At 65.0% G+C, this 10,768-nt stretch carries 9 protein-coding genes and 2 pseudogenes; 9 read left to right on the top strand and 2 right to left on the bottom strand.

Annotated elements, in window-relative coordinates:
* The first annotated feature begins 274 nt into the window (after positions 1-274).
* The 8 genes from FNJ47_RS40495 (at position 275) to FNJ47_RS40460 (ending at position 8,274) form a co-directional block, all read left to right on the top strand.
* A complete protein-coding gene (locus tag FNJ47_RS40495) occupies positions 275-784 on the top strand; it encodes a TRAP transporter small permease subunit (RefSeq protein WP_163161678.1) in 510 nt (169 codons plus the stop codon).
* A gap of 18 nt (positions 785-802) precedes the next feature.
* A complete protein-coding gene (locus FNJ47_RS40490) occupies positions 803-2,107 on the top strand; it encodes a TRAP transporter large permease (protein WP_163161676.1) in 1,305 nt (434 codons plus the stop codon).
* A gap of 4 nt (positions 2,108-2,111) precedes the next feature.
* The gene (locus FNJ47_RS40485; protein WP_163161674.1) at positions 2,112-2,573 is read left to right on the top strand and encodes a DUF3237 domain-containing protein; all 462 of its coding nucleotides are present in this window, start codon (positions 2,112-2,114) and stop codon (positions 2,571-2,573) included.
* Positions 2,574-2,994: 421 nt separating this feature from the next.
* Positions 2,995-3,789 (top strand): crotonase/enoyl-CoA hydratase family protein, encoded by a 795-nt coding sequence (locus tag FNJ47_RS40480; protein WP_163161672.1) that lies wholly within the window; start codon positions 2,995-2,997, stop codon positions 3,787-3,789.
* Complete coding sequence (locus FNJ47_RS40475) at positions 3,786-5,669, top strand: feruloyl-CoA synthase (protein ID WP_163161670.1); 1,884 nt, start codon at positions 3,786-3,788, stop codon at positions 5,667-5,669. Before FNJ47_RS40480 ends, FNJ47_RS40475 begins: the two co-directional genes overlap by 4 nt.
* A 20-nt stretch (positions 5,670-5,689) precedes the next feature.
* A complete protein-coding gene (locus tag FNJ47_RS40470) occupies positions 5,690-6,451 on the top strand; it encodes an SDR family NAD(P)-dependent oxidoreductase (protein WP_163161668.1) in 762 nt (253 codons plus the stop codon).
* A 61-nt stretch (positions 6,452-6,512) separates the two neighbouring features.
* Positions 6,513-6,932: an acyl-CoA thioesterase gene (locus FNJ47_RS40465; RefSeq protein ID WP_163161667.1), complete on the top strand. Its 420-nt coding sequence runs from the start codon at positions 6,513-6,515 to the stop codon at positions 6,930-6,932.
* A 190-nt stretch (positions 6,933-7,122) separates the two neighbouring features.
* A complete protein-coding gene (locus tag FNJ47_RS40460) occupies positions 7,123-8,274 on the top strand; it encodes an ABC transporter substrate-binding protein (RefSeq protein ID WP_163161665.1) in 1,152 nt (383 codons plus the stop codon).
* A 352-nt stretch (positions 8,275-8,626) separates the two neighbouring features.
* Here the strand turns inward: FNJ47_RS40460 and FNJ47_RS40455 are convergent, their stop codons facing one another.
* Both FNJ47_RS40455 and FNJ47_RS40450 read right to left on the bottom strand, forming a co-directional pair.
* Positions 8,627-9,358 (bottom strand): ABC transporter ATP-binding protein, encoded by a 732-nt coding sequence (locus tag FNJ47_RS40455; protein WP_163161663.1) that lies wholly within the window; start codon positions 9,356-9,358, stop codon positions 8,627-8,629.
* A pseudogene (locus tag FNJ47_RS40450) lies at positions 9,355-10,650 on the bottom strand (branched-chain amino acid ABC transporter ATP-binding protein/permease); the annotation flags it as partial. The gene FNJ47_RS40455 and the pseudogene FNJ47_RS40450, both read right to left, overlap by 4 nt.
* Between FNJ47_RS40450 and FNJ47_RS40445 the strand changes: the two are divergent.
* Positions 10,643-10,768: pseudogene (locus FNJ47_RS40445) on the top strand (branched-chain amino acid ABC transporter permease); the annotation flags it as partial. The pseudogenes FNJ47_RS40450 and FNJ47_RS40445 sit on opposite strands and share 8 nt — an antisense overlap.

Below are 10,768 nucleotides of genomic sequence, written 5' to 3'. Positions count from 1 at the left end.
CAGGGAGGAGACCGCGTGGACCTCTCTCCCCCCCCCCCCCCTCCCCCCCCCCCTCGGGGGGGGGGTCCTGGTCCCCCCCCCACGGCGCACTGTGTTCCCGTGCCCGTCGCGGGGGGGGGGGGTACAGGTCTCACCGCATTCACTATTCGTGGAAGCAGCCCCTCACCCCAACCCTCTCCCCGCAAGAGCGGGGCGAGGGAGCCAATCGAAGCACCGCATGACGCAATCTGCCGAAGTCACCCAAGACGGCGCGATCACCGGTCCGCCCGAGCCGGTGCGCAAGAATGTCATGGACCGCTTCATCGATTCGATCGAATGGGTGGCGGCCTTCTTCGTCGGCGTCGTCGCGCTCAACACCTTCACCGCGGTGTTCATGCGCAAGTTCTTCTCGGTGACGATTCCCGACTACTACAATTTCGGCCAGTTCCTGCTCGGCATCCTGATCTTCTGGGGCATCGCGGCGACCAGCTATCGCGGCACCCACATCACGGTGGACCTGGTCTGGGCCAACGCCTCGCCGCGCTATCAGCGCTGGATCGACATCTTCGCGACGCTGGTGCTGCTGTTCGTGGTGAGCGTGCAGACCTACACGCTGGCCGACAAGGTGATCGACACCAGGAACAGCCACATCGTCACCATGGATCTCGGCGTGCCGGTCTGGCCGTTCTTCCTGGTGTCGTGGATCGGCGACGTCTCGGCCGTGCTGCTGATCGCGATCCGCACCTACCGCCTGATCTTCCATCCGGAAGATATCCACGATGCCAAGATCAAGACGGCGGAGTAGACGGCCATGAGCCTTGATTTGAGCCCCGAGGCCGTCGCCGTCATCGGCTTTGTCAGCCTGTTCGTGCTGATGCTGTTGCGGGTCCCCGTCGGCATGGCGATGGGCCTCGTCGGCATCACCGGCTTTGGCTACCTCACCGGCTTTGCGCCGGCGCTGAAGCTGGTCGGCCAGACCACGATGCGCACGGTGACGGATTACTCCTTCGGCGTGATCCCGATGTTCCTCTTGATGGGCGCCTTCGTATCCGTCTCGGGCATCAGCCGCGAGTTGTTTCGTGCTGCCAACACCTTCGTCGGCCACTGGAAGGGCGGGCTCGGCATTGCGACCATCGCGGCCTGCGGCGGCTTTGCCGCGATCTCGGGCTCGTCGGTCGCGACCGCCGCGACCTTCTCGGCGGTGGCCTATCCCGAGATGCGCCGCTTCGGCTATCCGCAATCCTTCTCCACCGGCGTGATCGCGGTCGGCGGCACGCTCGGGGCGATGCTGCCGCCGTCCACCGTGCTCGCGGTCTACGGCATCATCACCCAGCAGGACATCGGCAAGCTGTTCATCGCGGGCGTGGTCCCGGGTCTGCTCGCGATCCTGATGCACATGATCACGATCGGCATCATCGGCGTGACGCGGCCGGGCTTCCTGCCGGCGGGCAAGAAGGCGTCGTGGAGCGAGCGCGCGATGGCCATGCGCGACGTCTGGTCGCCGCTGCTCCTGTTCCTGTTCGTGATCGGCGGCCTCTATGGCGGCTTCTTCGTTCCGACCGAAGCCGGCGCGGTCGGCGCGGTCGGCGCCTTCATCATCGGCATCCTCAGAGGCAAGCTGACCAAAGAGGGCATCCTGCAATCGCTGTTACAGGCGACGCGCACCGCGGCGGCGGTGTTCACCGTGCTGATCGGCGCGCTCTGCTTCGGCTATTTCCTCACCATCACCCAGACGCCGCAGAACGTCACCGAATTCCTCACCGGGCTCGGCATCGGCCCCTATGGCGTGCTGGCGCTGATCCTCCTGATGTACCTGGTGCTGGGTTGCCTGATGGATGCGATGGCGATGGTGATCCTCACCGTGCCGATCGTGTTTCCGGTGGTGACGTCGCTCGGTTTCGATCCGATCTGGTTCGGCATCATCATCGTGATGACGGTGGAGCTCGGCCTGATCCATCCGCCGGTCGGCATGAACGTGTTCGTGATCAAGAGCGTGATCAAGGACGTCAACATGTCGACGATTTTCGTCGGCGTGCTGCCGTTCGTGATCACCGATCTGATCCGGCTGGTGATCCTGATCCTGTTCCCGCTGCTTGCGACATGGTTGCCGCAGCGCATGATAGGTTAGCTCCATGGCACCCGAGCTGCTCACCAAATGCGTCTTCACCATCATCGCCCGGATTGCCGAGGTGACGTCCGCCGGCGACATCGGCACCGGCATCCGCCGCATCATCCCGATCGTCGGCGGCGAGGTGAAAGGCGAGGGGATCAATGGAAAGGTGCTTCCCTTCGGCGCCGACTTCCAGATCATCCGGCCCAACGAGCTGATCGAGCTGGAGGCAAAATACGCCTTCGAGACCGACGACGGCGCCGTCGTCTATGTCGAGAACAAGGGCATCCGCTTCGGGCCGGTCGATCTGTTGCAGAAGCTGAAGCGCGGCGAGCCGGTCGATCCGAAGCTGATCTATTTCCGCACCGTGCCGAAATTCGAAACCGGTTCCGAAAAGTACCGCTGGCTGATGGAGCACATCTTCATTGGCTCCGCCGCCCGCCACGCCGACCGCGTCGTGATCGACGTGCATCAGGTGCTGTAGCTTTCTCGCACTTGCTTGTGTGACTCACTGACCGCGCCACTCATTCGGTGTCGTCCCTGCGAAAGCAGGGACCCATATTCCGTGGCCTATGTTGTGAACGGGACTCGTCGTTCCACCATCGCGCAACAACGACCACTTGTGGTTATGGGTCCCTGCTTTCGCAGGAACGACGGCTGGAGGGAGCCGTGCGTATCCACTCCATCACCGTCACCCTGAGGAGGCCGCGTAGCGGCCGTCTCGAAGGGTCGACGGCCACCAGTCGGTCCGTGCATCCTTCGAGGCCCGCTTGCGCGTGCACCTCCAGCGACAAAGGCGAAGCCTTTGCGCGGGGATGACGGACCCGACAGTCGTGCGTGCCCATATTGACTCTGTCGTCAATCGTTATAAAATATAACTATTCTGAATAGGAAACAATAACGCCATGGGAAACGCTGCCGACGCGGGTGACGCCTCGCTGCTCAGGATCGAGACGCGAGGGGCGGTGCTCACCGTCGGGCTCAACCGGCCCGCCAAGCGCAATGCGCTGAACGACGGCATCATCCTGGCGCTGCAGGATTGCTTCTCGGCGATTCCCGACGAAGTCGGCGCCGTCGTCATCCATGGCGTCGGCGATCATTTCTCGTCCGGCCTCGATCTCTCAGAACTGACCGAGCGCGACGCCACCGAGGGCCTGGTGCATTCCCAGATGTGGCATCGCGTGTTCGACCGCATCCAGTATTGCCGCGTGCCCGTGATCGCTGCACTGAAGGGCGCGGTGATCGGCGGCGGGCTGGAGCTGGCCTGCGCCGCGCATATCCGGGTTGCCGAGCCGTCGGCCTATTTCGCGCTGCCCGAGGGCCAGCGCGGCATCTTCGTCGGCGGCGGCGGATCGGTGCGGCTGCCGCGGTTGATCGGTGTGCCGCGGATGGCGGACATGATGCTGACCGGCCGCGTCTACTCGGCGACCGAGGGCGCAGCCTACGGCTTCTCGCAATATCTCACCGAGGCCGACGGCGCGTTGCCGAAAGCGCTGGAGCTCGCCGAGCGCGTCGCCGCCAACGCGCCGCTGACCAACTTCGCCGTGTTGCAGGCGCTGCCGATGATCGCCGAGGCCAATCCGCAGACCGGCCTCTTGATGGAATCGCTGATGGCGACGGTGGCGCAGAGCGACAAGGAAGCCAAGAAGCGGATCCGCGCGTTCCTGGATCGCAAGACCGCCAAGGTGAAGCCGACATGAGCGCCAGGGCTGACATATCTGCGTCCGCGTCCACTGCGAGCGCGCATCCGTTGCGCCCGATCTCGTTCGGCAACCCTGATGTCACCGTCGAGCGCCGCGACGACGGCACGATCTATCTTCGCCCGAAGCTCGGGCTCGCCGAGTTTCCGGTTCGCCTCACCGACCGGTTGCATCACTGGGCAAATGCCGAGCCGAACCGCGTGTTCATGGCCGAGCGTGCAGCCGGCGGCGGCTGGCGGCAGATCACCTACGCGCAATTGTATGAGGCCACGCGGCGCATCGCTTCCGCGCTGATCGCGCGCGGATTGTCAGCCGAGCGGCCGATCGTGATCCTGTCGGGCAATTCGATCGATCACGCGCTGATCGCGCTGGGTGCGCTCTATGCCGGCATTCCGTTCTGCCCGGTGTCGCCGGCCTATTCGCTGGTGTCGCGCGACTACGGCAAGCTCGGCTTCGTCATCAAGCTGTTGACACCGGGCCTGGTCTTCGCCGACGACGCCGATAAATTTGCCGATGCGTTGCGTGCCAATGTCGGACCCGATGTCGAGATCGCCGCAAGCCGCGGCGCGGTGCCTGGCCGCGAGGTGACGCGGCTTGCCGACCTCATGGCAACGGCGGAGGATCCACGCCTCGATGCGACGCATGCGGCGATCGGGCCGGATACGATCGCGAAATTCCTGCTGACGTCGGGTTCGACGGGAAATCCCAAGGCCGTCATCAACACCCAGCGGATGATCTGCGCCAACCAGGTGATGCTGCGCGAGACGCTGGCGTTCCTGAAGGACGAGCCGCCCGTCATCGTCGATTGGCTGCCGTGGAATCACACCTTTGGCGGCAACCACAATGTCGGGCTGACGCTGTTCAACGGCGGCTCGATGTATCTCGATGAGGGCAAGCCGATCCCCGGCGGCATCGAGGAGACCGTGCGAAACCTGCGTGAGATCTCGCCGACGGTCTATTTCAACGTGCCCAAGGGCTATGAATCGCTGCTGCCCTATCTGCGTGACGATCCCGCCTTGCGAGCGAAATTCTTCCATCGGCTGCATGCGATGTTCTTCTCGGGGGCGGCGCTGTCGCCGTTCATCTGGAACAGCCTCGATGCGCTCGCCGTGCAGGAGAAGGGCTATCGCGTGCCTGTCCTGACCGGGCTCGGCGCCACCGAGACCTCGCCGTTCTTCATGTCGGTGCGGCCCGATACCAGCCGTTCCGGCCATGTCGGGCTTCCGGTGTCGGGCAATGACGCGAAGCTCGTCCCCAACAACGGCAAGCTCGAGGTGCGTGCCAAGGGCCCGAACGTGACGCCAGGCTATTGGCGGCAGCCGGACCTGACCGCCAAGGCGTTCGACGAGGAAGGCTTCTACAAGTTCGGCGACGCGCTGAAGCCCGCCAACCCCGGCGATCTCGATGCCGGCTTCGATTTCGACGGCCGCATCGCCGAGGATTTCAAGCTGGCGAGCGGCACCTGGGTCAGCGTCGGGCCGTTGCGGGCGCGCTTCGTCGGTACCTGCGCGCCGCTGGTGCGCGACGTCGTGATCGCAGGAATCAACCGCGACGAGCTCGCGGCGATCGTGATCCTCGATCTCGATGGCTGCCGCCTGATCAATCCGGCGCTTGCTTCCGGCGACATCGCGGCCGCGGCCAACGATCCGCTGGTGCGTGCCGCCTTCCGCGAGCGCTTCGCGCGCGTGCTTGCGAGCGCCACCGGCTCGTCGAACCGAATCGCGCGGGCGATTCTGCTCGACACGCCGCTGTCGATCGATCGCGGTGAGGTCACCGACAAGGGCTCGATCAACCAGCGCGCGGTGCTGGAGCATCGCACCGACATCATCGAAGTGCTCTATGCGCCGGTGCCGCCGGCATCGGTGATCACGTCAGTCTGACTCTCGAAGAGGAGAATGCCATGCAGTTGAAGGATCAGGCCGCCATCGTCACCGGCGGCGCATCGGGATTGGGGGCTGCGACCGCGCGCCGGCTGGCTGCGCAGGGCGCCAAGGTCGCAGTCTGCGATCTCAACGCCAAGCTCGCCGAGAGCGTCGCGGCCGAGATCGGCGGCATTGCCGTGGTCTGCGACGTCGCCGATGCGGCGGCAGCCGAGGCCGCAGTCGCTGCCGCCGCCAAGGCGCATGGCCCGGCGCGCGTGCTGGTGAATTGTGCCGGCATTGGTGTCGCCAAGCGCGTGATCGGCCGCGAAGGGCCGATGGCGCTGGCCGATTTCGACAAAATGATCAAAGTCAATCTGCTCGGCTCCTTCAACATGCTGCGGCTTGCGACCGCTGACATGGCGAAGCTGGAGCCGCTCGCAACCGGCGAGCGCGGCGTCGTGATCTCGACGGCTTCGGTCGCGGCCTATGATGGCCAGATCGGGCAGGCGGCCTATTCGGCTTCCAAGGGCGGCATCGTCGCCATGACCTTGCCGATCGCGCGCGAGCTCGCGCAATTCGGCATCCGCGTGCTGACCATCGCGCCCGGCCTGTTCATGACGCCCTTGCTGGCCGGCCTGCCGCAGGAAGCGCAGGATTCGCTCGCCGCCGCGATCCCGTTCCCGCGCCGGCTCGGCCAGGCCGATGAGTTCGCCTCGCTGGCGCTGCACATGATCGACAATCCCTATCTGAACGGCGAAGTGGTGCGGCTCGATGCCGCGCTCCGGATGGCGCCGCGCTGACGCATGATCCGGAAGAGCTTGACGCTCTTCCGGATCGATCACGCTCAATCGAGGACAAACCATGTTCGTCAATCGGCGCGACGTGCAGATCCGGTGGGGCGATTGCGACCCCGCTAACATCGTCTATTACCCGCGTTACTTCGCGATGTTCGACGATTCGACCTCGATCATGTTCGAGGCGGCCGGTTGCTCGAAGCAGGACCTCGTCCACAAATACGGCCTGGTCGGCATTCCCATGGTCGACACGCGGGCGAAATTTCACATCCCGTCGACCCATGGCGACTGGATTACCATCGAGAGCCGGATCGAGAGCATCAAGCGCTCGAGCTTCGAGGTGGTGCACCGCGTGCTCAAGGGCGAGGCGCTGGCGATCGAGGCATTCGAAACCCGGGTGCTGGTCGGCCGCCATCCGGACGATCCGGCCAGGCTGAAATCGGCGCCGTTTCCGCAGGAGATCATCGACCGCTTCATGAATGGCTGACGTGGTCGTGAAGGGCCGACTTGCGGCCCCTCATGACTCGACTTTTGGAGCATGATCCCCGCGCAAACGCGTTCCGCGTTTGTCGCGAGGGAAAACCGGTTTCCACTTTTCCGGTCATGCTCTAAAGAAGGGGCTGAATTGGCCCGTAAAATTGGTTTAAACCAAAAAACTTATCCGCAGGGAGGAATGAATGAGGAAGGCCACTCTCGCCGCAGCAGCGCTCGCAGCAGTCATCGCGCTGCCGGGCGCGCCCGCACTGGCGCAGACCAATGAAATCACCATCGGCATCTCGCTCTCGACCACGGGCCCCGCCGCGGCGCTCGGCATCCCCGAGCGCAATGCGCTCGATTTCGTACCGAAGGAGATCGCCGGCGTGCCGCTGAAGCTGATCGTACTCGACGACGGCGGCGATCCGACGGCTGCGACCACCAACGCGCGGCGCTTCGTCACCGAGTCCAAGGCCGACATCATCATGGGCTCCTGCATCACGCCGACGACGATCGCGGTGTCGACGGTCGCCAACGAGGCTGGCATCCCGCATTTCGGTCTCGCGCCGTTCCCGATCAACGACGCCCGCGCAAAATGGTCGGTCGACCTGCCGCAGTCGATCCCGATCATGGGCAAGGTGCTTTACGAGCACATGAAGGCGCACAACATCAAGACCGTCGGCTATATCGGCTATTCGGATTCCTACGGCGACCTCTGGGTCAACGACTTCAAGGCGCAGGCCGTGCCGATGGGTCTGACCATGACCGATGAGGAGCGCTTCGCGCGTCCGGATACTTCGGTCGCCGGCCAGGTGCTGAAGCTCGTCGCCGCCAATCCCGACGCCATCCTGATCGGCGCCTCGGGCACCGCCGCGGCGTTGCCGCAGAGCGCGCTGCGCGAGCGCGGCTACAAGGGCCTGATCTACCAGACCCACGGTGCTGCCACCATGGACTTCATCCGCATCGCCGGCGCGTCCGCGGAAGGCGTCATCATGTCGGCCGGCCCGATCATGTCGCCGGAGACGCAGGCAGACGGCGCGCTGACCAAGAAGCCGGGCCTTACGCTGAACGCGGCCTATGAAGCCAAATACGGCGCCAACAGCCGCAGCCAGTTCGCCGGTCACTCTTACGACGCGTTCCAGGTGCTGAATCGCATCATCCCGGTGGCGCTGAAGACCGCAAAGCCCGGCACGGTGGAATTCCGCGAGGCGATCCGTCAGGCGCTGATCTCCGAGAAGGAGATCGTCGCGAGCCAGGGCGTCTACAACTGGACCGAAAAGGACCGCTACGGCCTCGACGACCGCTCGCGCATCCTGCTGACCGTCAAGGACGGCAAATACGTCCCGGCGATGTGAGCCGATGTCGATCTACGAAATGAAGCAGCCGGTCCCGATGAGGGGCCGGCTTTTTTCTTAGCGTCCGCTGGAGAGCAATCTCACCCGAAATTGCGTAACGTGGGCACGTTGCTCGGACTCCCTCCCCCCTTGCGGGGGAGGGTTAGGGAGAGGGGTGCCACACGGCATGCTCTCGCAGTACACGCTTCAACCCAGCGCGACCGAGATTGCGATAGCGACGATCCCATCGATCATCTTGCCCGGGGCTTACCCCTCTCCCCACCCTCCCCCGCAAGGGGGGAGGGAACCCTACCGCCGGTGACTCCCTCACATTAACCCGGTTGGTGATCCATCCGCGTACCTACCATCCGCCCTAAATCGCGCTCTCGCCTTCGTGCTGGAAGCCGAGATAGCTGGCGGCGACGCCCTTGTTGGCGGCGATGTCCTTGGCGGTGCCTGACAGCACGAACTCGCCGAGCTCCATCACATAGGCGCGGTCGGCGATCTGGAGTGCCGCCTGGGCGTTCTGCTCGACCAGCAGCACCGAGACGCCGGCTGAGCGGAGTTCACCGACGATGCGGAAGATGTCGGCGACGATGATCGGGGCGAGGCCGAGGCTCGGCTCGTCCAGCATCAGGAGTTTCGGCGCGCCCATCAGCGCGCGGCCCATCGCCAGCATCTGCTGCTCGCCGCCGGACAGCGTGCCGGCGAGCTGCTTGCGCCGCTCCTTGAGCCGCGGAAACAGCGTGTAGACCCGCTCCAGCGAGACGGCCGCCGTCGATTTCGCAATCCGGAACGCGCCGAGCTCGAGATTGTCCTCGACATTCATGGTGCCGAACAATTCGCGATGCTCGGGCACGAGGCTCAAGCCGGTAGCGACGCGGTCCTCGATGTCGAGCGGCGCCATGTCGACGCCGGCGAAAGTGGTGCGGCCCCTCAGCGGCAGCACGCCCATGACGGCGTTCAGAAGCGTGGTTTTGCCGGCGCCGTTGGCGCCGATGATGGTGACGATCTCGTTGGCTGCGACATCGAGCGAGATGCCGCGCACGGCCTCGACCTTGCCGTAGGAGATGTGGACGTCGGTTACCGACAGCAGCGCGCTCATGCGGCGGCTCCGAGGTAGGCCTTGATCACGTCGGGGTTGCGCTTGATCGAGGCCGGCGTGCCCTCGGCGATCTTGGTGCCGAAATCGAGCACCACGATGCGGTCGGCGAGATCCATCACGAACCCCATGTCATGTTCGACCAGGAGCACCGACATGCCGCCGTCGCGCAATTGCCGGAGCAGCGCGGCCAGCCGCTGCTTCTCCATGTGGCGCAGGCCGGCGGCCGGCTCGTCGAGCAACAGCAGCATCGGATCGACGCACAGCGCACGCGCAATCTCGACGATGCGCTGCTGCCCGAGCGACAGCGAACCGGCGAGCTGATCGATCTGGTCGGACAGCCCGACGCGCGCGATCTGGCGCGCGGCTTCCGCCAGCAGCTTCGCCTCGTCGGTGCGGTCGAGCCGCAGCATGCTGGAGATCGCGCCGGAATTGCCGCGCAGATGCGCACCGATCGCGACGTTCTCCAGCACGGTCATGTCGGGCACCAGCTTGACGTGCTGGAACGTGCGAGCAACGCCGAGCTTGACCACTTCCTGGGGTGGGGCGTTCGCGACATCATTGCCGAGCACCGAGATCTTGCCGCCGGTTGCGGCGAGGACGCCGGTGATCAGGTTGAAGGTCGTGCTCTTGCCGGCGCCGTTCGGGCCGATCAGCGCGACGATCTCGCGGGCGTTGACGTCGAACGACACGTCGTTCACCGCGAGCACGCCGCCGAACTGTTTTCGCGCCTTGTCGACGTGCAGCAGCACCGATGACGTTCCCGGCGCCCGTTCGCGGTGTTCCAGCTTCACGGACGTGTCGGGCATCTTGCGGGCGGGGTTGAACGGCAGCTTCGACGTCAGCCAGGGCCAGGCGCCCTGCGGTGCGAGCTGCAACAGCAGCACCAGCATGATGCCGAACACGATGGTCTCGAGCTGGCTCTGACCGCCGAAGATGTAGGGCAAATAGCTTTGCAGCACCTCCTTGAGGATCACGACGATCCCTGCGCCGAGCACGCCGCCCCAGACGTAGCCGGCGCCGCCGACGACGGCGATGAACAGATACTCGATGCCGGCCTGCGCGCCGAACGGCGTCGGGTTGGCGGCGCGCTGGAAATGCGCATAGAGCCAGCCGGACAGGCCGGCCAGCACCGCCGCATAGATGAACACTAGGAGCTTCGCGCGCGGCGTCTGGACGCCGAACGCTTCAGCGGCGATATGGCCGCGCCGCAGCGCGCGGATAGCGCGCCCGGTGCGAGAGTCCAGCAGGTTCATGGTCAATAGCGCCGCCAGCAGCACCGCGACCCAGATCGCATTCCTGCTCGCTTCCGTGATCGGCGCGATTTCCGGCATCCTGATCGTGCCGATCACCACGCTCTATTATGACACCGGCTTTTTGATCGGCCTGAAGGGCTTCATCGCCGCGATCATC

Origin of the sequence: Bradyrhizobium uaiense (assembly GCF_010811875.1) — a bacterium.
Taxonomy (GTDB): domain Bacteria; phylum Pseudomonadota; class Alphaproteobacteria; order Rhizobiales; family Xanthobacteraceae; genus Bradyrhizobium; species Bradyrhizobium uaiense.
This window is presented reverse-complemented; position numbering and strand designations above follow the sequence as displayed.